15 protein-coding genes are annotated in these 25,245 nt (G+C 42.8%); 7 read left to right on the forward strand and 8 right to left on the reverse strand.

The genetic code is table 11. From position 1 onward, the window contains the following. Positions 1 to 49 precede the first annotated feature (49 nt). Positions 50 to 2,527: a DUF5814 domain-containing protein gene (locus J2755_RS01540; RefSeq protein ID WP_209678662.1), complete on the reverse strand. Its 2,478-nt coding sequence runs from the start codon at positions 2,525 to 2,527 to the stop codon at positions 50 to 52. A 63-nt stretch (positions 2,528 to 2,590) separates the two neighbouring features. Continuing rightward, complete coding sequence (locus J2755_RS01545) at positions 2,591 to 3,490, reverse strand: pirin family protein (protein WP_209678665.1); 900 nt, start codon at positions 3,488 to 3,490, stop codon at positions 2,591 to 2,593. Between the two features lie 201 nt (positions 3,491 to 3,691). Between J2755_RS01545 and J2755_RS01550 the strand changes: the two genes are divergently transcribed. Continuing rightward, a complete protein-coding gene (locus tag J2755_RS01550; protein ID WP_245312595.1) occupies positions 3,692 to 4,531 on the forward strand; it encodes an RAD55 family ATPase in 840 nt (279 codons plus the stop codon). A 1-nt stretch (position 4,532) separates the two neighbouring features. Here the strand turns inward: J2755_RS01550 and J2755_RS01555 are convergent, their stop codons facing one another. From J2755_RS01555 to ileS, 4 genes are all read right to left on the reverse strand, one after another. Then, positions 4,533 to 5,315: an MTAP family purine nucleoside phosphorylase gene (locus J2755_RS01555; RefSeq protein ID WP_209678668.1), complete on the reverse strand. Its 783-nt coding sequence runs from the start codon at positions 5,313 to 5,315 to the stop codon at positions 4,533 to 4,535. Positions 5,316 to 5,317: 2 nt separating this feature from the next. After that, positions 5,318 to 6,421: a DUF373 family protein gene (locus J2755_RS01560; protein WP_209678671.1), complete on the reverse strand. Its 1,104-nt coding sequence runs from the start codon at positions 6,419 to 6,421 to the stop codon at positions 5,318 to 5,320. A gap of 62 nt (positions 6,422 to 6,483) precedes the next feature. Beyond that, complete coding sequence (locus J2755_RS01565; protein ID WP_209678674.1) at positions 6,484 to 7,110, reverse strand: 6-hydroxymethylpterin diphosphokinase MptE-like protein; 627 nt, start codon at positions 7,108 to 7,110, stop codon at positions 6,484 to 6,486. Between the two features lie 14 nt (positions 7,111 to 7,124). Continuing rightward, entirely contained in the window at positions 7,125 to 10,301 is a 3,177-nt protein-coding gene (gene ileS, locus J2755_RS01570; protein ID WP_209679843.1) for an isoleucine--tRNA ligase, read from the reverse strand. 182 nt (positions 10,302 to 10,483) lie between these two features. Here ileS and J2755_RS01575 point away from each other — a divergent pair, with 182 nt between their 5' ends. The 6 genes from J2755_RS01575 to J2755_RS01600 all read left to right on the forward strand — a co-directional run bounded on the left by J2755_RS01575 (position 10,484) and on the right by J2755_RS01600 (position 15,702). After that, on the forward strand, positions 10,484 to 10,966 hold the full coding sequence (locus J2755_RS01575; RefSeq protein WP_342591039.1) for an RNA-binding protein: 483 nt from the start codon (positions 10,484 to 10,486) through the stop codon (positions 10,964 to 10,966). Positions 10,967 to 11,062: 96 nt separating this feature from the next. Beyond that, positions 11,063 to 11,443 carry a cell division protein SepF gene (locus J2755_RS01580; protein WP_209678677.1) on the forward strand — a complete coding sequence of 127 codons (381 nt, stop codon included), beginning with the start codon at positions 11,063 to 11,065 and terminating at the stop codon, positions 11,441 to 11,443. Then, positions 11,440 to 12,081: a ZPR1 zinc finger domain-containing protein gene (locus tag J2755_RS01585; protein WP_209678680.1), complete on the forward strand. Its 642-nt coding sequence runs from the start codon at positions 11,440 to 11,442 to the stop codon at positions 12,079 to 12,081. The genes J2755_RS01580 and J2755_RS01585 overlap by 4 nt, the downstream gene beginning before the upstream one ends. 76 nt (positions 12,082 to 12,157) lie before the next feature. After that, positions 12,158 to 12,928, forward strand: coding sequence for a YbaY family lipoprotein (locus J2755_RS01590; protein ID WP_209678697.1), 771 nt, complete (start codon positions 12,158 to 12,160; stop codon positions 12,926 to 12,928). Between the two features lie 300 nt (positions 12,929 to 13,228). After that, complete coding sequence (locus J2755_RS01595; RefSeq protein WP_209678700.1) at positions 13,229 to 15,436, forward strand: histidine kinase N-terminal 7TM domain-containing protein; 2,208 nt, start codon at positions 13,229 to 13,231, stop codon at positions 15,434 to 15,436. 89 nt (positions 15,437 to 15,525) lie between these two features. Next, complete coding sequence (locus J2755_RS01600; RefSeq protein WP_209678703.1) at positions 15,526 to 15,702, forward strand: hypothetical protein; 177 nt, start codon at positions 15,526 to 15,528, stop codon at positions 15,700 to 15,702. 18 nt (positions 15,703 to 15,720) lie between these two features. Here the strand turns inward: J2755_RS01600 and J2755_RS01605 are convergent, their stop codons facing one another. Together J2755_RS01605 and J2755_RS01610 are read right to left on the reverse strand one after the other, a co-directional pair. Further along, positions 15,721 to 16,392 (reverse strand): hypothetical protein, encoded by a 672-nt coding sequence (locus J2755_RS01605; protein WP_209678708.1) that lies wholly within the window; start codon positions 16,390 to 16,392, stop codon positions 15,721 to 15,723. An 89-nt stretch (positions 16,393 to 16,481) separates the two neighbouring features. After that, on the reverse strand, positions 16,482 to 25,097 hold the full coding sequence (locus tag J2755_RS01610; protein ID WP_209678711.1) for a DUF2341 domain-containing protein: 8,616 nt from the start codon (positions 25,095 to 25,097) through the stop codon (positions 16,482 to 16,484). Positions 25,098 to 25,245: the final 148 nt, after the last annotated feature.

Raw genomic sequence — 25,245 nt, forward strand, 5'->3', positions numbered from 1 at the left:
TAGAGGTTGGGTTATTGTTGGTCATACTTCTAATACCTTTTGAGGTAACTTAGCCTTCAATACTCTTTTTGAGCTGCTTGGCCCGGGATGCTGTTTTCCTCTTTGAAAACGCCCTTGCCATCATTTCAATAGCATCCAGACTCCTGATTACATTGTCCAGATATCCGTAAACATCACCCGCATAAGTGCTGATTCCATAGCTTGAATCCAGTCTCCTTACAATGTCTTCAGGTTCAAGTCCTTCAACTCTCCATTTTATTATTCTCTCCCCGAATTTTTTCTCGGCACAACCGCAAAACGGATTTTCTTTGCATTTGCATGTAAGGAAATCCGAAGCGAAAGCGTACAGTTGTTCCTGTATTGTTTCATTAAGCGCTGAAAGGTTCTCTGCCTCAAAAACGATGTCAAGTGCAGCACCCTGAAAAACCCTTGAAGGCATGTTTATTTTCAGTGCCGATGAAATCTGAGGAGCGAACTTGAAATAGGCAGCATCAAAAAACTCAAGGTTAGAAACAATGTTAAGGGGTTCCATGTCGCTGGTCACTGCATCTTTTATCAGAAATGCTTTCGCAGGAGACAGGAAATGCCTTGCTGCTATTGAACCAAGACGTGTTAGGGATATGTTTTGTCCTTTTTTCACAATAAGCTTCTTTTTCTGTAGTTTTGGAACAGCCACATTGAAGTCAATATCTGCAACGAACTTTTTCGCCATATACCTCAGATCATTCAAATCGGAAGTAACTGCCGCACATGCCAGCATTTCCTCGGTTTGCTCCTCTTCCCCGTATGCGACATGCATTTCCTCCATTTGACCCTTAAGGAGCTTCACCGCGACTTCATCCTCGGTCATGGCCTGTTCGGATGAATAGCTCTTTTCGGGACTGGCCAGCAGGACAACAATACCCCTGTCATGGAAATCAGGCCTTCCTGCCCTTCCAAGCATCTGCAGGAATTCCTGCTGGGTAATCCAGTCGATACCCATGGCCAGGGATTCAAAAATTACCTGTGATGCAGGAAAATCAACTCCTGCCGCAAGGGCAGCGGTGGTAACAACCACAGGTAGTTTTCCGGATACGAATTGCTTTTCAATTATGCGTCGCTTCTCAAGTGAAAGGCCTGCGTGATAAGCTCCCGCCTGCATCGGCAACCCTTCGGCAATCCGATGGCAGTTCCGGCGGGAGTTGGTAAAGACAATTGTTTGCCCGCGATGTTTCTTCGACGAAACCTTCCCGTATTCTTCCTTGATGAGACGTGCCATAATCTTTAGTTTTTTTTCCTGAGAACTGAATATCAGATGGCGCTCAATTGGAACCGGCCGATGCTCATACTCGACCAGAGTAGCATCAAGCTTTTGTGCAAGTTTTACAGGGCTTCCCACGGTTGCTGAAAGATAGATGAATTGTGCAGTTGGAGCAACATACTTGAGCCGGGAAATTACCCCATCCAGCCGATGCCCCCTGTCGGCATCTTCAAGCATATGGACCTCGTCAATAACAACAGTCCCGATCTGCCCAAGTAAATCCGACTCTCCAACTCGCAAAAGATAGTCAATTCCTTCATAGGTTGCAACGATAATTTCCGAATCAAGGCTTTTGCGCATTGACTGCGTCTTACGGGTTTTTATTTTCGTGCTTCCTATTCGGATTGAAGTCTGAAGTCCTATTTTCCCATAACGCTTTCCAAACTGGTCATATTTCTGGTTTGCCAGGGCTACAAGAGGTACAAGGTATAGCATCTTACCTTTTTTCTTAAGACAATTTTCCACTCCCGCCATTTCGCCAATAAGTGTTTTTCCAGTAGCTGTGGCTGATGTTACAAGCAGATTTTTTCCGGCAAACAACCCGTGTTCCACGGCAAGACTCTGGACCGGTAAAAGAGTCCTGGATTTCTTAAGAAGAAGACCCTTTAGCTTTTTCGATACTGGAAGAGTTGCAGTCTTTACGAGCTTTTCTTCGGGTTTTGCCTGGATTACATCATACTTTGTTACATCCGATTCCAACTCTTCCGGGTCCAGCATTCCAAGCGTTCTGTCAAGATCCCTGGTTTTTGCCAGTATTTCCAGCATTCTCTGGACGGCATCCTCCGAATAATGGCAATGAGTATTTCTGAGTGCCCGCAATAGCTCTTCTTCTGCGCATTCCTTGCAAACCCTTTCGCCATGGTAACTAATTGATTTTGGGTTCACAAAATTGAACTGCTTTTTCAGCAGGCAAAAACGACATACGTCTACGATATCAGCTTCAAGATGGAAAGCTGCAAGCATTTCCACAAGCTTGTTCTGGTTTTTAAGATTTCCACCCTTTGATATAAGTATCCTGTCAGAACGCCTGCAGAGCTCAATTACTTCCTCAGGACGCCGAAGGTCGTCCTTGCCATCACGAATAACACGGAATCGCAGTGGACGTGGACCTGTAGGGGTGTCGTTTAATGTCACCTCCCCGAAAACAACAGGATTTTTCTTTTTATCCTTGAGCAGCATTAGGCCCAATTTATTTTTTTCCGGTCGGAAAAAGGTCCACAAAACCATGTGCCAGCAAATGAGTTGCTATGTTATAAATAAAGTGGTTTACTGGCGTTCTCTCACATTTTTTCATTTAACGAATGTTCCTCTCCTGTATTCTTCAAAAGCAACTTTGAGTTCTTCCTGTGTGTTCATGACAATTGGGCCGTACCAGGCAACCGGTTCCTTGATAGGCTTGCCTGATATAAGCAGGAACCTCAAACCTTCTTCTCCTGCGTTGGCAGCAATTTCATCTCCCTGATCAAACATGACAAGGGTTTCAGGGCCAATAGTTGCAACATTTTCCAGATCAAAATATTTCGCGCCTTCTACTTCAAATGAATACGCTTCATCGCCCTTTCCAAAATCTCCTTTTCCTTGAAGAACATAGGCAAAAACGGTATGATCATGTGTTGTGGGGTGTACAAATGCAGTGTCAGGTGGCAATGAAATATCAAGGTACTCGGGGTCGGTTATAATATCCTGGACAGGCCCCTTCACTCCATTGACATCTCCGCAAATAACCTTTACACGTGCGCCGCTATCCATCCGGATTTCGGGTATCTGATCCCCTTTAATTTCCCGGTATCGCGGTTTCATCATTTTGTGGGATGCCGGCAGGTTTGCCCATAACTGGAATCCCCAGAGGGTATTATTTTCGTCACCTTTTGGCATTTCCTGATGGATAATCCCGCTTCCTGCAGTCATCCACTGGACGTCCCCACCACCGATTACTCCTTTATTCCCCATACTGTCCCCATGCTCCACTTTTCCGGAAAGCACGTAAGTGATAGTTTCAATACCACGATGGGGATGCCAGGGAAAACCCATAATGTATTCATCCGGATTATCTGAATGGAAATCATCAAGCAACAAAAAAGGATCAAGCTGTGGCACGTGATTAAATACGAATGCCCTTTTGAGATGAACTCCGGCACCTTCTATGGTAGGCATGCTTTTGATAATTTTCTTTATAGATCTGATTCCCATGAAATACCCCGGATAATTTATGCTTTCTCAGGAGTATATAGGTTTGCAAAAAGTATGTAATTAGCACAATCAGTAAAATAGTTTCACAGATCCTTTTTATATCATTAGGCGAAACGTAGTTTGTCCGGATTGCCGGATTGTGAAGTATTTATTTATATAATTACTTTTTATATATTAAAAGTACATAGAATGGTGACGTGAATGTCAATGATGCCGTATGAAGGTAGCCATGAATTCCAGTATCAGGAACCAAAGCCAGTAACCCGGCAACAGGAGACGAAGTCACTTTATCAGCGTATCAAAGGTAATGCTGAACCACCATCGATTTTACCTGCTTCCACAATCATGCCTACGGGTATTGCTTTGCTTGATGATAGTTTGGGAGGAGGTTTGCCTTCCAGTTCCCTTGTTTATTTCTCAGCAAATCCAAGATCGATGTCGGAAGTATTTCTTTACCAGTTTTCCCAGGCAAGGAAAACCTATTACTTTACGACCAGCAGAAGACCCCATTATATACAGAGGGACATAACAAACCTGGGTTTTGATCCTTCGAATATCATATTTGTTGATGTGTATAGCGAATATTATTTTACGGCTACAGGGGATATGGTGAACAACGTAGGAAATGAGTTTGCTGATTCAAAGATAGTAGAATTTACAGAGTACAATCTCAACAACATCCTTCTTGATTCTAAAAATGAAGAAGTCAATATTGTTTTTGACACATTTTCTTTTTACACTAACCTGAATGTTAATCTGGGTTTGATCAAGCGTCTTATAAATGTCCTGTATGAAGCCACCAAGGAAGTGTCCGGGATTACTTACCTCTACGGGCTTAAAGGAAGCATACCCGAGCAGGTTGAAAATGAAGTTTTTAATTCATCAGATGTTATCTTTGATGTGACTATGGATTGTGCATCAGATAAAATCATCAACAAATTGTCCATTCCAAAGATCAGAGGCATGATACCGTCAACAGACGTCATCAAGTTCAATGTTGCAAGAGGTGTTAGTATCGACACTTCAAGAGACATTGTCTAATTCAAAGTCCCGCATTTTCCCTTGCTTTCCTGCAGGAACATGTCCTTTTTTCGTCCATCATTTTTATTGAATTAAGGATGATTCGCAGGAGTCTTTCTCTTGTGGAATCAAGAACTTCGAGGACTTCTTCTGTTGTCAGCTTCCCATGATTCAGGCCACATGCGGGATTTGCAATTGTACATATGGAAGCATAGCAAAGCTGCAATTCTTTTGCCAGAACAACTTCCGGCAAACCGGTCATACCGACGACATCCCCGAACTGGCTTAACATTCTTATTTCCGCTTTAGTTTCAAATCGTGGTCCTTCAGTACAAATATAGGTGCCTTCGGAATATGTCACTTCGCTATCTGACAGTGATCTAATGAGGGCTTCCCTTATCTGGGGGCAATAAGGCTCTCCCATATCTATGTGTATTGTCTTATCGTCAAAAAAAGTTGAAGGGCGCATTTTTGTAAAATCGATGAAATCATCCGGAATGAAAAAAGTTCCAGGCATCTGATTCTGCATGCTTCCTACAGAATTTGTTGCAATAATCCGTTTCACACCAATTTCTTCAACAGCTTTAATGTTAGCACGGTAGTTAATCATGTGTGGAGGTGTATGCTTGCCGCTGGCCACGTGCCTTGGTATAATCGCTAACTTCACACCTTTTTCTTCAACAAAGAAAACTTCCACTTCTCCAAAAGGTGTTGACACCATTTGCATTGCGTCTTCTTCCGGCTGGAATGTACCAACGCCTCCAATGATCGCACACTCTGCTTCAGGCAGTTCATCTGAATTCATATTTAATCGTCTTCAAGAGTTTCGTTTTTTTCTTCAATATGGGTGGTTGCAAGACTTATTCCTACAAGTCCCAGTATGATGGCACCCACAACAGAATATACAAAGTACTGAAGCGTGAATTCAATTTCAGATGAAAGCGCACTGATAGCAAGGATGTATTCACTGGCTCCCCAGAGCAAAAGGCCAATGGAAATTGTAAAGAGTGCAGGAGACAGTTTTCTTCTGGTAAATCTGTTTTCCATCTTCAGATCAATTATCTTTCCTGCATTTGCAAAGAGCATGGAAATAACATACCACCAGACGGTAACATTAACAAAAACAGTCATCAGGGTAATAAAACCATAATACCAGCTTCCGCCTGTTGTATAATAACCCCATAGCTCCACAGCGCCCCTGATAGTTGCAATAATCGCAATAAGGCCTGCAGTCAGGTATGTTATGAAAGTCATCTGTCCTGCATAGAATGACTGTTTGCCTTTTTCCCTGAGTACCACAAAAGTTTCATCGAGGTTCAGGCCTCTGTAAAGCATATAGAGACCAACTGCCGCTGAAATTCCAATGATGGCTCCTGCAGGGTATTGGATCAACAGGAAAAATGCATAGATAATGGCTGCAAGTCCGATGGGTATAAAGAAAGTCTGGGAAATTTTCGGATCGCTGAATGCATGTTTGAGGATGTAGTAAGTACTTTCAAGATTCGCGCTTTGCTTAACAACGATTCTTTTTACTGAATCAATTTTAAGCCGGGATTGCACAATTGGAACGAGAGTTTCGTCTTCTGCGCCATCTGATACGAAAATAGCACTCTTTGCATCATACTTCTGTAGCACATCATCAATCTGCTGTGAGATTTTCTGATCGGAAAGTACGCCTACATTGCGGTCTCCTGCAAAAGAAATGATTTCGGCATCAATACCTTTTTCTTTTAGTTCGTCAAGAACCTTGATGCCGCCAAATATGGTATTTACGTCGGAGTCTTCGGGATCAACAGAAGCAAGCTTAACTGCAGCACTTATATTCTCTTCCCGGCCAATAAGGGGTGTCTGGACACCGGCTTTGTCGCCAAGATCGTTATCCCGGTCAATACATATTACAAGAGTTTGCATTTCCCCTCTACATCTTGTTTATGCCGAAAATATAAATATGTTCTGTTAAAATTGTAAATGTTTCATGCGAGTTTCTGCAACAGGCGGTATGCCCACCGAAGCTTTTTCTTTTTCATATCATTAACAGACTCATCATCAAAATCAAATCCGGCAAGTGTAATGCTTGATGCGCCGAAATGCCGGGCAAGATAAGCAGCCCTGTCCCCGTCGGTAAATCCACCAAAATTATAAACATTTCCCAGAGGTTCGGATTGGGTGGTTCCTATTACTTTTGAAAGCAAGGGAACATATTTGAGGAGCTTATCTGTGTTGTCTCCATGGGCGTGAACAACCATAATGGAGCCCTGCTTGTTTGCAGCCATCTCTTTTTCGACATCACCGTCAAGATCGGTTACGATGATAGATGGGGTAATTTCCCTGTCAACAAGCACGGAAGTTGCCCCGTCGGCTGCTATGATTACATAATCCTGTAAATTCAGTTCATTAAGCTCTGCTTTCAATGTCGGGGCATTTCCACAAACAAGGATGTCTTTTCCGTGAATAATCTGCATCAGGTTTTCCTGAGATTCATTGGAAACAGCTGTCAGAAGAACTGAAAGTAAGGAGGCAGCACTTTCGTCCTCTTCCTTTGAAAACCCAAAATCTTCCAGGATCTCCCTGTAAATCGGTTCCCAGTCCTTAAATTCCAAGCTTTAGCCTCCGCTTATTCATCTGCAGGAGAAATGCCGATGTGCATGGAAACTCCTTCAACGTCCCAGTCTTTGGCAAGTTTTCCTGTTGCTTCGATGTCATAGCCGATTACCTGAACTTTTGACCGGACTTCTTTTGCAATGGATGTTTCCATATCAAGGACAAGATCCACAACTCTCTCATCATCAATCCTGATATGGGCTATTATGCTCTCATCAACTTCGAGATCAAGTTCCTTCCTCATGTCCTGTATCCTGCGGATAACTTCACGTGCAAAGCCTTCAGATTCGATTTCGCGGTTAAGGGTTGCGTCAACGTAAACCCTGCCACCGGTAAAGTCAGCGGATGCAACCATTTCGGGAAGTGTGTCATCGAAGTTTACCATTTTCTCTGTTATGGAAACTGTGCTTCCGTCTTCGAGTTCAATTTCCATGCTTCCGGAAGCAAGTCCGGCTTTCAGGTCATTTCCATTAATCGCGCTAAGAGCTTTTACAACTTTTCCGGCTTCTCCTTTGAAAACAGGGCCAATTGCACTTGGATTCGGTGTGGCTTCAACTCCCAGTTCTTCCCAACTTTCTCCTGTGTTTACAAGGAAAACAAGCTTTGTGTTTGTCTGGTCCATAAGGACAGACTGGAGTCTGGCAGTTGCTCTTGCGACATCATCATTCTCAGGCTCGATGACTATCCTGCTTACGGGCCATCTCAATTTACGTCCTGCTTTCTGACGTGCATTGGATACTGCCTCAACCATTCCCCTGATGGTTTTCATCTGGGCTTCGAGCTCGAGGTCCCTGAGGTTTTCATCAGGCTTTGGCCAGTCGCACATGTGAACGGTGAAAGGAGCTTCTTTGTTAACGTTTAGCACCACATTGCTGTAGATTTCTTCTGCGAGATGCGGCAGGAATGGTGCTATGACTTTTGCGACTGTTACAAATACGTCGTAGAGAACCCTGTAAACTGCCAGCTTGTCAGGATCATCAGCTTCATTCCAGGTACGTGGGCGAATCAGCTGGATATACCATCTTGAAAGATCCTCAAGAATGAATTCATTAATTGACCTGATAACTTTCTGGAGTTCGTAATTTGTAATGGAGGCATCCACATCTGCAATAAGGGACTGCATCCTTGAAAGGATCCATTTGTCTTCATTGCGAAGATGTGAGGCAACTGATTCAAAGGATACCTTATTCGGATCGAATTTGTCCAGTGCCATATATGGAAGCGGGAACCTGTAAACATTCCAGAGAATATTCAATGTCCTGTGGATTGTAGCAACTTCGTCCCAGTTGAATTTCAGGTCTTCCCAGGGTGCGCTTGATGCCAGTACATAGGTACGCAGTGCGTCAGCACCGAACTTGTCGATAACTTCCTGTGGTTGAACAACATTGCCAAGACTCTTAGACATCTTCTTTCCGGCATCATCAAGAGTGAAACCGTGCATCAGCACGCTCTTGTATGGTGCTCTTCCAAAGCCTACCATACTTGCGCCAAGCTGTGAGTAGAACCATCCCCTAGTCTGGTCATGACCTTCTGTGATGAATTCTGCCGGCCACCATTCATCAAATAATTCCCTTGTGTGCGGGAAGCGTAGGGTAGCCCAGGAGGCGACAGCTGAGTCAAACCAGACATCGAAGACATCCTCGACCCGTGTCATTTCTCCTCCACATGAACAGGGAATTGTTATCTCGTCAACATATGGTCTGTGGAGTTCGGTTTCAGGGTCAATTCCAGCAACTTCAACAAGTTCTTTGCGGGTTCCGACAACCTTGATTTCTCCACAGGAGTCGCAGCTCCAGACAGGTATGGGTATTCCCCAGTAGCGCTGCCTTGAGATACACCAGTCCCTTGCGCCTTCGATCCAGTCCTTGAATCTGGCGGAACCTGCCCATTCGGGGTGCCATTTGACTTTAGTGATTTCTTCCAGCATATCATCTTTCAGATCACCAATCTTGATGAACCACTGTCTGGTTGCAAGGTAGATAATAGGAGTCTTGCAACGCCAGCAATGGCCGTACCTGTGGCTGATTTGATCTTCGGAGAGCAGAAGATTCTTCTTGTCAAGATCTTCAATGACTATTGGATTTGCATCCCGGATGTTCATGCCGGTATACTTTCCAGCTTCCTCGGTGTAGCTTCCGTTTGAGCCAACCGGACAGAAGATTGGTAAACCATTCTTGATACCAACTTCAAAGTCGTCTACACCATGACCGGGTGCAATGTGTACGCATCCCGTATTTTCTGCTGTTACATAATCTGCTGTGTAAACATGATGTTCCATTTCAGCCTGTAAGGGAACAAGATCTGCAAGCGGGCTTTCATATTCAAAGCCTGCAACATCTTCTCCGCTGAGGGTTTCAAGGATTTCGTAATTCTCATACCTGCCCTTGCGGAGTACATTTTCCACAAGCTCGGTAGCCATAATGAGGATTTCAGTTTCTCCATCCTTCTCGGCTTTTACTTTAGCATATTCAAATTCAGGGTTTACTGCAACTGCAATGTTTGATGGGATTGTCCACGGAGTAGTCGTCCAGATTACGATGAATGTGCTATCCTCATTTTTGAGGGGGAATTTGATATAAATGGAAGGGTCTGTCCTGTCTTCATACTCAACTTCTGAATCCGCAATAGCAGTTTCACAACGTGGGCACCAGTTTACCACACGCTTTCCGACTTCAAGGAGATCCTTTTCGTGAGCCTGTTTAAGAGTCCACCATGCGGCTTCGATATACTCATCCTTTAAAGTCATGTAAGGATCTTCCCAGTCCAGCCAGGCGCCAAGCTCCCTGAACTGGTCTGTCATGTCATCTTTTTGCTTGAGAGCAAATTCCTTACACTTGCCAATGAAGTTCTCAACACCATAACTTTCGATGTCTTTCTTGGACTTGAAGCCAAGTACGCCTTCCACCTTCACTTCGATAGGTAGGCCATGCATATCCCAGCCGGCACGATCAAGGATGTCGTGTCCGTTCATGGATTTATATCTGAGAATTGAGTCCTTGATGATTTTATTCCAGGCAGTTCCGAGGTGGATGTGCCCGGTAGTATAAGGTGGTCCGTCTACGAAAAAGAATTTCTTTTCTCCTTCTCGATGCTGCCTTACTTTAGAGTAAGCATAGCTGTCCTCCCAGAATTCATGGACACGCTTCTCTATTTTCTTGGCATTGTATTGGTCAGCGACTTCCTCAATCATCATGGATCATCTCTATAATCAGTAAGTGTTCTGATATCCCTAATACAATAAAGGTTTTAAATACTTTGGGTACACTGACAGGTTTTCCGAAATGGAAGAACTATGTCTTTGCGTGGTGCCTGAACAAATATTTAAGACCGATTGCAGGTAATTCTATGCAGGACATTATCTGATTGGGTGATATGTTGAAAATTAAAGGAAGGGTTCAACTCCGCAAATCTGACCGGAAGAAATTATTGGATGATCTCGAAAAACGCTTCAAGGGACTGGAAAGTCTCGAAGACAGCCGTCTGGAGACGATTAAGGCAGATGGAACTCCGGTTTTACTTGTTGATGGTCAACCTCTTTTTTTCCAGGAATCAAATGTCTGGTTCCCAACTGTCAAAGGGGTGCTAGAATACGGTCTTGACAGGTATTCTGTTGTTGTGGACAAGGGTGCCGTCCGCTTTGTTGTCAATGGGGCGGATATAATGTGTCCGGGAATTGTATCTGCAGACCCAGGAGTTTCTGAGGGTGATCTTGTGATAATAAAGGAAGAGGGGCACAACAAACCTCTTGCAATTGGCAAGGCTTTGATGGATGGCCCGGAAATGGTGGCAGATTCCGGAAAAGCTATTAAATCTCTTCATTATGTTGGGGATAGCCTCTGGAATCTCGAGATATAAGCGATATCATTAAAATAAGATGAACGTTCATATAACAACGGTTGCATTATCATAACAGACCGGATGCTTAAAAGAAAATTTAATAGGTGAGGATTAATGGCAAATTTCATGGACAAGCTTTTTGGAAGCAGCAGTAAAAGTGCTTCTTCTACAGAGGAATATACTGAACTTGATTTAGGTAAGTATGAAGAGGTCTGGGAAGACGAACCTGCGGAAACCTATGTAAGGGTTGCAGAGCTCAACAACCTGAACGATTTGCCCGGTCTTAAGAAAGAGATCTATGATGGCAATATCCTTATGATTGACATTTCTAACATAAAAGCAGACAAACTGATGCTTGATCGTGCCCTGAAAGACCTCAAGGATGTTGTAATTGATGTCCATGGAGACATTGCGGGTCTTAAGGAAGATCAGGTTCTCGTTACTCCTACCGGTGTTAAGATAGACAGATCCAAGATTTTCGGTGGACGTTATTGAATTCAAGTGAGAGTGACAAGGGGTTTGAGACAAGATCTTCCTGTCCCCTTTGTCATGGAGACCTCATCATTCACTGGCAGGAAGATGACATTCCTTACTTTGGCGCAGTAATGTATATTACCACGCGGTGTAGCTGTGGCTTCCGGTTTGCCGATACTATGATCCTGACACAGAAGGATCCGGTGCGCTGTGAGATGAGTATTGATAATCTGGAAGATCTCAATGCCCGTGTTATCCGCTCGACTTCGGGAACCATCAGGGTACCAGAACTGGGAATTGATGTCGAGCCAGGTTCTATTTCCGATTCTTATGTTACTAATATTGAAGGAGTTCTCGCCCGTATACGGGATGTTGTGGTAACCGCTGTAAAATGGTGTGAGGAAGAGCCTGAAAAACAGGCTGCAGGCAATTCCATAATTGGAAGGATTGACGCGGTTCTGGACGGTGCCGGAGGCGTTTCCGTGGTTATTGAAGATCCCCTTGGCAACAGTGTGATTATAGGAGATAAGGCAGTCTGTAAAACCCTTTCTCCCGAGGAAGCAGCAGATCTTAAAACCGGAATGATTGTTTTTGATGTTGATTCTTCTGCTTTGAAAGCCGACACTTCCGAGGACGGGCAAAGCTACGAATCGGTGTAAGGCTTCAACCTGATCCGTAGCTTAAGATATCGATATATACCGATTAATCCTATTTGCACACATTGAGGTGCAAAATATGAAAACCAACATTTTTCTTGTCGGGATTATCCTGATTATTGCCATTGCTTTTGCAGGTTGTGTGGCAAATGAAGAACCTTCAGAAGGCACAGGTGAAGAGACTGTAGTTCCTGAAGGCGCAGAAAACAAACTCAATGGATTTGTTACTTTTGAATCCATTGAATCTCCATTTGAGAATGCTTCCATTCGTATTACCCTTGAAGACGTGAGTCTCGCAGATGTATCTTCGGTGCTCATTGCAGAGACTACCCTTGAAGACATTTCCCTTGATGGAACCTCTGATCTATCAATTCCCTTTGAACTCAATTACGGGGATCTTCAGGAAGGTCAGACTTACTCCCTGTCAGCACATGTGGATGTTGACGGTGACGGCGTTTTTTCTTCAGGCGACTATTTAACTACCGAGCATGTCGATGTTTCACCTTCAGGTGTGGAGGGAACAATTGAGGTGCCAGTTGAATTAATCGGGGGGGATGCAGATGGTGGTGAAGCTGAAGAATTGCTAAGCTTGACCGGAACAATAACATCAATTGATTTTACTGATTCATCTACTATGATTCTGGTTGAGAGTCAGGGGGAGACTGAACCTGTTTACTCTGAGGGAGTAAGATTTGTGATTTCTGAAGATACTAACATAGTAGGTCTGGATGGCGGCATTTATTATGTGGAGGATTTACAGGAAGGATTTGAAGTCAGGGTTTTCTTTGAACCGGTGATGACTTCCAGTCTTCCACCCATCGCAGAAGCAACTTTGATCCAGCTGGTTTAAGTTGTCGAATCTATTTTTTTGGATTGAATGCTGTAAAAAAGTGCGTGGATCCCGGAAGGCTAAGGTCTTCCTTGTCCTTTCACTTTCTAACATGGAATGTTTACTCAGTTGCTACAATTTTTCGTTGTTTCTGCCATCCAAATAAAAATATTGGATAGCAGCCAAATTTATTGTTTTGTATTATATAATACAAATAGGAATCTATTTAAGGTTGTATCAACATCCCATATTTACTTTAAGTGATACTTCAAATGAGGTGGCCGAATACCATTCCAAATCACGCCTTATGGTGCAATACTATTGGCTTCAGCATTACTATCCTTTTTAATAGCACTTACTTTATGGTACAGGCGTACGTCTCTGGGAGGTTTGACTCTTTTTCTCCTGATGCTTGCAATAATTGAGTGGCAGGTTTGTGCAAGCCTTGAGTCAATTGCTGTAGGGATTCCTGCAAAGGTTTTCTGGTCAAAAATATGCTATGTAGGAACACTGTCCACGCCTGTTCTGCTGCTTGTTTTTTCAATGCAGTATGCAAATCTGGAAAAATGGCTTACCCGGAGGAACCTGATTTTACTTTCTTTGACACCGGTTTCAGTCTTCATTCTGGCTATAACAAATGAATGGCACTATCTGATATGGACAAGTTTTACGCCGCTGTCGGATCCTTCCCTTAATACGATTGTGTATGGTCATGGACCGGCATTCTGGGTGATGATTGCCTATAGTTATATGTTACTCGTTGCCAGTACACTGATTATCTTCCGTTCAAGGCAGAAGTCCAGGCAAATTTACCGGCGCCAGAGTGAACTAATGATTCTGGCTCTCCTGTTCCCATGGCTTGGAAATATATTGTACCTTTTAAAAGTGGGGCTATTTCCGGGCCAGGATATCACTGTGCTTGGTTTCACGGTAGCCGGGATTATGCTTTCATTTAACCTGCACCAGTTCAAATTCCTTGATCTGGTTCCAATGGCACGTGGTAAGCTAATGGAAGAAATGCAGGATGGGCTTCTGGTTGTTGATTCCAGAGGCAGGATTGCAGACGCGAATCATGAGGCTGCGGACATTGTTTCTGTTCATTCTGATAAACTGGTAGGTAAGCATATTGATGATTTGCTTCCGGATCTTGGATCTGCGATTAAGGGAGCTGGCTTACAGGGTGCCGCCTCCCGGGAACTGGAAATTGTGAAAGAGAATTCGAAGTATACATATAATACCAAGATAACACCTTTAGCCGGATTGGAGGGAGACCCTTTTGGCCATCTGGTTTTGCTTCACGATGTTACAGGTCTGAAGCGAGTAGAGGAGATACTTCGTGAAAGTGAGGAGAAGTATCGTGCAATTGTAGAAAGTAGTCACGATGTAGTTTTCATTTACCGTGGTGACAGGTTTTTGTTTGCCAATAACAGTGCCAGTGAAATTACCGGTTATTCAAGAGATGAGCTCTATAACATGAGTGTTCTGAACGTGGTGCATCCGGATGAAAGGGAAAAGCTTGCTGAAATTATCCGTAAAAGACAAAACGGTGAGTATGCGCCTCAAAAATATGAAACTCTTATACTTACCCGTTCGGGGGAGACGCGATATATGGAGATGGCAACTAGTGCTATTACATATGAGGGTGAATCCGCTTTTCTTGTTTCGGCAAGGGATACTACTGAACGAAAGAATGCTGAAAAAAGGTTGATTGAGGCGAAAATCAGGGCAGAGGATGCGGATCGCATCAAATCGGAGTTCCTTGCCAATATGAGCCATGAGTTGCGAACGCCGATGAATGCGATTATAGGTTTTGCCCAGTTGCTGAAGGCCCAGGATTATGGCGATTTGAGTGAGAAGCAGGATAAGTATGTGTCCAATGTCCTGCAAAGCGGGACACATTTGCTGGAACTTATTAATGGTATCCTTGATCTGTCTAAAGTGGAAGCATGTGAGATGAAATTTAAACCCGAGTTGTTCTATCTTTCTGCAGTATTCCACGAAATCGGATTGCTGGTACAGCCCCTGGCAAGGAAGAAGCATATTACTCTGGATATCAATCTCGAAACAGAAGATATAGAGACCTGTGCTGATAGACTCAAGTTCAAGCAAATAATGTATAACCTTCTGAGCAATGCGATAAAATTCACCCCTGAGCATGGTTGCGTGTGGGTCACTGCAACGGATGTTGATGGCAGTATCCGGGTTTCAGTTAAGGATAACGGAATAGGTATTTCCAAATCAGCCCAGAAGAGCATTTTTGAGCCTTTCAAGCAGGTCGATTCCTCAACTACCCGGGCATATGGTGGTACGGGGCTTGGCCTTGCCCTTGTGAAGAAATTCGTGGAAATGCACAACGGGGAGATTCATGTAGACAGTGAGGAAGGAAAGGGAAGTGTATTCACTTTCACAGTTCCCAGGACATGTGAACACTTTCAGTATCCAGAAACTTCTGAATCCGAAGGGGAGGTCAACCTCTCCGAAGAAGATGATGATGGCGAGAAAGTTCCCATTCGTGCCTATATCAATTAAACAGGCATCAGATTAATATTACTAGTAGTAATATCAATGCGATAGTAATATATAGAATATGGAATATCACTTATTGTAGGTGATAAAAAATGAGCCACATACATGGTATCCACGCCTTTTCGGTTCCGTTTGTCGCAGGATTTGCAAACAGGCTTTTCCATACTCTTTTCGTGAGCGAGGAGCATTCCATGTCCGCAAATCTTTACCAGTGCCCGGGTGGCTCATGCAGCACTTCAGTTCCGGAGAATGCGATTGAGGCTAATTGAAAGGCTTGTTCCTCGGTTTCAGGAAGTCAGCTCTTTCTCCTTTTGACGGATGTGCTCTTCAAATTCTTTCTTGAAAATGCCAATGACAGGTTTTTTTGCAACTTTTCTGACTCTGCGGAAGTAAAAGACAAAAATCAGAAAAACCAGCAGAAGAAAAAATACTGTGGATCCAAATCCTGAAGTTAGTGGCAAACCTGCATAATATGTAGTTGTGAAGAAAGCAAAGATCAAGAGTATAAAATGTCTCTTTTTGAAACCAATGCCAAAGTTACCTCTTATATTTACGCTATTTAGTCCTTCATCAAATTCTAAATAAATGCTGTCGAATGGTTGTTTATTTGGTTTTTTATCTGTTCCAAAAGACATATTCACAATTTCATCTGTATCATCCAAGTTGAAATCAGGAGTATAATCCTTATATGTATACTGAGGGTGCCGAATCCCTTCTTTCTCCTCCTTATTAGGATTTATTATTTTGATCCTTCCAGTTTTGTAACCTCTATTCCAGTAGAAATCACCTATGATGTTCACAAGTTTGTTCAAAGGGATACGAGTTTTGATTTCAAATTGAAGTGGAGAGTAGTCAAAATGTCTATCAAACCAGTCGCTAAACCAATCTATTTTTGCTACCACAATAATTGCTATAATTGGCATAGCAAAAGATAGTATATCGACTATAAGATCAAACATTTAGGGCTACTCCTGAAATATTTTCCAATTATGCAGTTCTGTTTCAAATTTCCATAGCACAGGTCTCATCTATTTAGACTCTACTCACTTTAAAACCATCTGCTAATGAATTTCCTTACTGATCTTTTCGCACTCTTATAACTTTTCTTGACTGAAGACACTGCATTGCTTATTGATTTTGATGCAGATGACACAGAGGAACGCACCGAATTCGAGACCGATGATACAGTGTCACTTACGGATTTTGATGCACTATTAATTCTGTTGCTTACACTAGCTCGGATTGAACCTCCAGAAGAGTGCTTTTCCTCACCCCATGCATAGAGTTTTTGAACTCCCTTGATGTGCCCGTCAACAATACCTGTTAAAATAAGTTCATCACTATTATCTTTAATTTGGTTGCCTAGATCGGTCTTAATTTCGGTGTAAATGGCCATAGGATTTCGATCCGTAATAACTGTGTCATATACGTGATGAGCAGATTCACGTCCCGCTTGAATCCCATTCTTTGTGGCTACAGCGGCATTTTTTATTTCTGCAGGTTTAAACGCTTTTTTGGTTATTTTTCCGACAGTCCATGCACCTTTTGCAATTTTAAGTGCTTTAGTTGAAGGGAGAAATTCCAATCCAGTCTGTATGACAAAAGAACCAGTACTCATATCACCAGCACGCCATGCTTCGTAGTTTTGATGTGCAGTGTACATCGACCAAATCGTCATTCCAACCATAATTATTGGAATAATCGGGAGATTGCCACTGGGATCAGTGTATTTCAGCGGATTGTTCAGAGCATATGCATACCTGTTCAAAGTCTGCGGATTATACGGATCAGGTATCATCGTATCCGGCTGCGTGAACACCCTCACCTCAGGCGAATAATACCGTGCACCGTAATACATCAGGCCGGTATCGACATCATTCTCCTGCCCTGTGAAACCGTACTTCTCGGAGCCGCCTGATTCGATTGCACCGTAGGGGAAGTACTCGCTTCTCTCAATCTCGGTACCGTTCTCATCAACCATCAGGGAAGTGCTTCCGAGGTGATCGGAGAGATACCACTCCATCACGTCCGCGGTCTTTTTGGCGACACGCTCACCGTCACGGAAGTAGTAGCTGGTTGCGGTGCCGTTCTCGATTTCGTAGAAGGAGTTGACGTAGTAGGTGAACTCACCGTCGGCATTCTCTTTCTGGATCCTCTCACCGTTCTCGTCGTACCAGTACCGCTCCACAAGGGAGCTGTTGCCAAAGTGGCGGACTTCACTCAGCATGTTTGCATTGTTGTAAACGTAAGTGAAGTACTCATCCTGCAGCAGGTTGCCGTTCTGGTCGTAGGTCAGGTTGTAACCGTTGTATTTGGACGGTGCGTGGAACGGAGTGCTACCGTACTCGTATGCAAATGTTTCAGGTCCATAAGCTGATATGTTTTGAGTTGAACCGAATGTTACAGGAGATGTCTGCAATGTTTTCTCTATAACATACAGAGATTCTGCTGTTGACGAGAGGGATAGGTTTGTGAAGTTCACTGGAACCTGATAATCTGTGAGATTGACAGTTGATACTATTTCTGCTTTGTAGACTCCGTTTCCAAGATCAGATATTGTGACTGAAGGCTCGGTTGAAGCGTATTTGCGGATGCTAACGTTATCGAATCTGACACTATGGGTTGCTGAATACTGTTTAGCATACTGCCCAAGCCGTAGAGATGTTATTGACGAATCAAGAATGTTGTATGAGTAATGAATCCAATTAGTATTTGCAGGAGCGGCTTGATACTTGGATATATCATTCACCTGAATTGAAGTCTTCCAGTAAGTTGGATTTGTTCTCAAGGTCCGAGAATCACATTCAACTATATAGTCACCAGTAGGGAGTGACAAGCTTTTTCTTGCCCACGTATAATACCATCCTGCCCAACTTCCTGATTGGTGAGAATATACATCCATAACATTGGTGTTATCTCCGGTATCATCCAAAATTACTCTGATATACTGGCCCGAATTAAATGAACCGGTCTTTTCAAGTGACCAGTTGCCGGTAGTGCCAATTGTCGAATCCTCAAAGTCATCAAAATACTCAAAAACTTGTTTTCCATCTGGAGAATAGCCTTCCTTTTTCTCAAGATAAACTGTTTTTGTTTTGGATGCTGTGAGGTTAGTTTTGATGAAACCATCGGTTGCTGAAGTTAGGTAATAGGGTAGTTCTATAACACTTTCTTCAATATTAAAATCTTTTGCAGAAATACCAGGACCCCAATATTGGTATAATGATGTGGATCCACTGGAGGTATTGCAATTAAGCCTAACCGTATTGTTATTCCAATCAAAATCACGATCTTGAATAAGGATATTCCCGGAAAGATCCCTGAACTCAACATTGGAATAATTAGAATCCATTCCCATAGCCAAAGAATCATTAATTTGAATAAGGGTGTTATTGCCTGCATATGTGTCAGAGATGTTAAGCATGCGGTAGTAAGTCTGGTTTGATCTATCCTTAACTTCCATTATGCAACCGTATCTATCATAGGTATAATCTCTTTGGTATATTGGAACTCCTGTAACAGCCATTTCCGCGCCTGTCAACCTGTCAAGATCATCATATTCAAATGACTTGACTGAATTGAGAAGGTCATCCTGAATTTCAAGGATGTTTCCGACATTGTCAAACTCGTATTCCAGATCCTGTAGGTCAGCTGCATAAATCCTTTCAAGCAGCATCTTCTGGCTGTCATAGGTGTAGTTGGTAACCACACCGTTGGAGTACTTCTTCCGGGTTATCTGATTTCTTGAGTTATAATCAATGTCATCCACAACACCTTCAATGCTCTTGAGAAGCGTCTGGTTGTTGTAGGTCAGGTTGACACTACCGCCGTCAGGATAGGTTATTCTGGTGACCCTGTCCATCACATCGTATTCATATGACGTATTGTAGCTTGTTGTGTTGAACGTACGGCTCTCATTTGTGACTCTGTACCGGGAGTCGTAGTCATAGCTGGATGACGAAAAGCCCAGTGAGACTTCTGAGAGTGTTCCGTTATAATCAGTGTCGTATGTGAAACTGATGTCGGAATCGGTCAGGTAATCAATGGTTGTGACCCTGTCAAGAGAATCGTAAGTAAGAAGTGTTGAAACTCCCTTGGCATCGGTCTGGTTAACCAGATTGCCGTTAAGGTCGTATTCATAGGACCAGTTACCCATGTCCGGGTCACTCATGGCCACTTTCCTGCCAAGAGAATCGTATGTAAAATTGACACTGTCTGGCATCCTGACGCCATCGGAATGTGGCTGGATGCTTACAAGGTTGTCAAGGGCATCATAGTAGTAATCCGTGACATACGTCTCGCCTTCGTTGAATTCGTAGACTGTCACGAAATTACCATAGATATCACTCTTAATGGTCCTGTTGAAACCGTTTTCATTGGTGGCAGTTGTATTGGACAAATCGTAGTCAAAACTGATGGTATTACCATCGGTGTTTGTGATCTTGGTTACCCTGCCTGCTGTGTCGTATTCATATTCAACAAACAATGTGTTTTCACTCATGTAGTGAGGAACCTCGACTTTTTCTTCAAGACCAAGCTCGTTGTAAGTTGTGGTCTGGTAGATCCAGTCATTTTCTCCCTCGATTTTCTTTTGTGCAAGCTGGCCGAATCCGTTGTAGTATTCGATGGACATGAAAGAGGTAGTAGAGATAATGTCTTCGAACGGATTCGTCCCAATAGTGTAAATTGGTTCATTTTCAGTATATTTACGTATGAAAACATTATCGAATCTGACACTATGAGTTGCTGAATGCTGCTTAGTATACTGACCAAGCCGTAGAGATGTTATTGAAGAATCAAGAATGTTGTATGAATAATGGATCCAACTAGTATTTGCAGGAGCGGCCTGATACTTGGATACATCATTTACCTGAATTGAGGTTTTCCAATACGTTGAATCCGTTCTCGAGGTCCGAGAATCACATTCAAATATATAATCTCCAGTAGGAATTGACAAACCCTTTCTTGCCCACGTATAATACCATCCTGCCCATGCATCTTGCTGGTTTGTATATACATCTATAACATTAGTGTTGTCTCCGGTGTCATCCAAAATTACTCTGATATATTGACCTGAATTGAATGAACCGGTTTTTTCAAGCGACCAGTTACCTGTGGTTCCAATTGTTGAATCTTCAAAGTTGTCAAAGAATTCAAAGACTGAACTACCACTACTTAGAGAAGAAGCAACAGAATTGCCATAATACATTGTTATCGCAGTATTAGATGACTCATCAATAACTGGGATTTTGACCCAGACCCTGGCATAACTTGAATCATTGAGATCTTCAATCCAATAGGGAAGAAGAGTTCCCGTCTCATTTGTGAATCTCAAATCATCGAAGTCAGTTTGCATTTCAGATTCATAGGATATATTGAATTGCATCTGATAATCGTTTAAAGTACCATCAGATGAAGGGGATATACTGATCATTTTACTTCTGCTAAAATCAGATGGATTAAAACAATCCAGATCTACGCCAATACTCACATTTGGCTCGTCTGCAGCATATTTGCGTACGAAGATCCAATCCATCCAGAGCTTGGAATCATGGTCAGAAACCGTATCCATTCTCGTATACATGCCAATATTCAGTGGGCCGGAAGGAACGTTAGATGTAACATTGTGTTCATTTCCTCCATTCAGAGAAGCCGTTGAACTTGTATTGGATTCCCAGACAACCTTCCAGTTATGATAACTACCTTCGATACCGGAAATATCTGCCCATCTGTTACTTGTGGCTATACTATTGCCTATAGCATAAGTATAGTATCTTGATTGTCGATAATGACGAACATAAGAAGCGTTACTCTTATCTGATTCAGAAAAACCGATCCAACAATCACCATAGTTGTGGTTATCCATACGTGCTCTGGATTCAAGGACAAGCGCTCCTGGATTTTCAAGTGTATTAATTGAAAAGATTTCAACAGGATTATTGATATAAAGCACACCATTTGATACGGAATAGCTTCCTCCACTTAGTTGATTGGCAGTCCAAACCTCTGAATCAAGTGCGCTTCCTTCAAATCCATCGAAGAATTCAAAAACTGAGCTACCATCACTAAGAGATGAAACGGTAGAATTGCCATAATACATTGTTATCGTGGTGTTATCTGTTCCGTCAATAACAGGAACTTTTACCCAAACTTTTGATGAACTAGAATCTGTTTTTTCTTCAATCCAATAAGAAAGAAGGTTAGCATTTTCATCAGTAAATCTCAAGTCTTCGAAATCAGATTGCATTTCAGATTCATATGAAATCATGACTTGTAGTTGATAGTCAATTAGCGTACCGTCAGCAGAAGGCGTAATTGTAATGGTTTTACTGTTATTAAAACCCGGTAATCCATTTGATTCATTGGAGGACGTATTTTCAGTATCTTCGTCACCTTCCATCTCCTTCACATCAACCGAAACCTTCTCAGGAGCCACGCCGTCCAGATAATAAGTATATTCAATGGAAGGTGAACTTGCCGTATCAAAAGGTTTGATGACTTTCGAAATCCTGTACAAATCGTCATAGGCATATTCGGTGGAAATACCATTACTATCCGTGATCTTTGTTATTCTTCCAAGTTCGTTGTATTCGTAGGATTCCTGTTGACCAAGAGCGTTGGTTATGGAAACAGGATATAGGTTATTTTCATCATATCCGATGAGTTCCGAGTAACCCCGAGGATTTGTTATATTGATAACGTTTCCGTAATTGTCATAAGCGTACAGTTCAACCGGATTATCTCCCATGTCGTTCCATGTAACAATCTTTGTGAGCAGACCTTTGTCCAGATTGCTGTTATCGGAATTATCATAGTAGTACCATGATTCGCCCTTCTTGTTTCCGGAGGAGTCGTTCATCAGCTCATTGGTTGTCTTACCAAGGATCCATGAATCCACATCACTTGCGTATTCGTATTCGTAATACCGTTCGTCACCCTGGATGTCCACATCACCGTAATCAACGACTGAAAGTGGATTGCCGTAGTTGTCGTATTTCGTGTATTCGGTACTGGAAGTCCAGCCTTTCGATGCATTTGGAATTTGGGCAAGTCCATCGTACTTTGTGCTGGATTCGGATTCCAGCAGGACAAGGTTCACGCCTGTATGAGGTTGTAAATAGTTGTATTCCATGTCGGATACGGTGTAGATGTTGCCATTTGTATCCCATAATTCGGTATGGTTCTCAATTCCTTTCAGGACAGCATCCTGATGGAAGAGGTGTTTTACTGTTGCAAACTCTTTCTCAACAACTACCTCGCCGAATCCCCGGAATTCGGTTTTTACAGGTGGATTGAAGAACTGCATTCCATTCTTGTAGGTATAGTTTGTAGTGGCAATGGTACTGTCGGAACCTGACATTCCGTTGTTCCTTACCAACTGGCTTACAATCCACATGTTAAACGGAAGATCAGAAACATCATCAGAACCTGTATTATCGGATTTAGTGGAAGGACTGTACTTCACAGTTGTTACAGCACCGCTTGAGTGCTTGATTTCCTTGAGAAGACCGGGAGTATGATAACCTTCTGTACTTGCGTTATTATTGGTATGGATCCATGCAGCTGATTGCTCTGCAGAGTTGCTCTTGACTACATCTGCCAGTCCATCCCCGTTAACATCTGTAAGTTGTACGGCTGTGGTAGTGCCACTCTTAGAGAAGTAGGTAGGTGGATTCCAGGAATTGTCCTGTTCCCATCCTGTACCGTTGTTTATCCAGGCATCATAATTTGCGCTTGATCCATCATGGTAACCGGAAACAATGTCAACCAGTCCATCCCCATTAACATCAGAGAGGCGAATCCTTCCATCACTGTTAAAGGCTATCGGAGGATTCCAGGTACTGTTCTGTTCCCATCCTGTTCCATTGTTAAGCCAGGCGTCTTTGCTTGTATCTTCACTTTTAATTACATCAACCAATCCGTCCCCGTTAACATCCGCAAGCTGTACGGCTATAGTGCTGCCACTCTGGAAGAAATATGTTGGAGGATTCCAGGAATTATTCTGTTCCCATCCTGTCCCGTTGTTTATCCATGCATCGTAGTGTTCGGTTCCGTTGTTATAGGCGGAAACAATATCTATCAGACCATCTCCGTTAACGTCTGAAAGACGGGTCCTGCTGTCGTCATAGAATTCCACAGGCGGAGTCCATGTACTGTTTTGTACCCAGCCGGTACCGTTGTTTATCCAGGCGTCTCTGGAAGAATTACCTTTAATCACATCAGCAAGGCCGTCACCATTGACATCTGCAAAGTGTACACCTGCATCAGCACCATTGTCGGAGAAATATGTCGGTAGTCTCCAGGAAGTATCCTGCTCCCAACCGGTTCCGTTGTTAATCCATGCATCATAGCTTTCAGTGCCTTGGGAGTTCTTGTATCCTTTCACAAGGTCAGTTAAACCGTCTCCATTGACGTCTGCTAGCCGTTCCCCTTCGTTAGGATAGGCCTCCAATGGTGGTATCCATGAGTTGTTCTGTTCCCAGCCGGTGACTGAATCGTAGGTGAAGACAGTAGACGGATAGGCAGCTCCGTTGTTTCCGGTTTTTGTAATGCTTGACAGGTAAACTCTTGAGTTTGTATCCTGATAATTGAGTTTGTATTTCCAAAGAATGGTTTCGTTATGCTGAACTGTGATATTGGAAATCATGCTTTTTTCGGAGATCTTGTTTCCGTATTCATACAGCACGAAATAATCTGGTTTTGTCTTCAACTCAAAGCCAATAACTGAAAGGTTGTTGTTATAGGTAATATTGTGAAGATAAGTGCTTCCAGCGTCACCTGTTGTTGGGTTTTCAACGTAATTGTAGTGAATTGTATTTCCGTTCACATCCTCTACGGAATCCAGCCACCATTTACTGACATAATTCCTGCTATCAACGGAATTTACCTGCTCTGAGTCATTGTTGCTACCAAACTTGTAGTTGGTACCATCAGGAAGTTTAACGAGCCAGTATTCCCCATATGCGTTGTCAGAAGTTGCTTTTCTGGAGATGTTGATAAATGTTTCAATTTCGGTATGATAGGTGTCTTCTGCAGACACGTAAATAAGTTTGTAGCTTGAACCGCCCACGTAAAGGACAAATTCGTCATCATTTGTATTATCAGGGGTATAGCGTGTATCCCTGACAACACAGTTTTCATTCAATGACCATCCGCTTCCAAGAGAACCATATATTCCCTTTGCTCCTGCACTGCTACTGTAGGAAATTGAAACGTCAGGTTCGAGTCCGCCAACACCCCTGATTGTGTCGACAGGATAGGTATAGGCAAAAGAACCGGTAAAGAGACTTGTGTCAAAATAATTCTGATCGCTTTCCATGTTCGGGTTCAGGTGATCCATCGCATCTTTCATGTAATCTGTAGCTCCAAGTGGAACAGAACTTGTAGATGCCGAGGATTCAATTTGTGCTTCTTCCACGGGGGCTTCTTCAAGACTTTCTTCACTTTCAGTTTCTTTGGCAGATTCGTCTGCTTCCTCTTCTTGCACAGATGTTTCATCTACGACCTGAGGTTCTTCATTTAAGGATACGTCAGAGGCTGCAGGGGCTTCTTCCGTATTTTCAAAACAGTAAGCGCCCGGAGTCAGCATTGATAAAACAATGATAAAGGCAAGGAATTTTCTCAGGAGCACACGATTAGGCCGAACAAATGGAATAAAATTCATGATGTGAGGAAGTTTAAGATGTATACATTATTTCCGACTGTTAAAATTAATCACGGCGATTAATCAAAATAATTCGCAGTATTATATACTAAATTCGAATAAAATTGAACATGTTTCAGCATAATCTATTCTTGCCATCTTTATTGGA

This window comes from Methanohalophilus levihalophilus, assembly GCF_017874375.1.
GTDB classification, from domain to species: Archaea; Halobacteriota; Methanosarcinia; order Methanosarcinales; family Methanosarcinaceae; genus Methanohalophilus; species Methanohalophilus levihalophilus.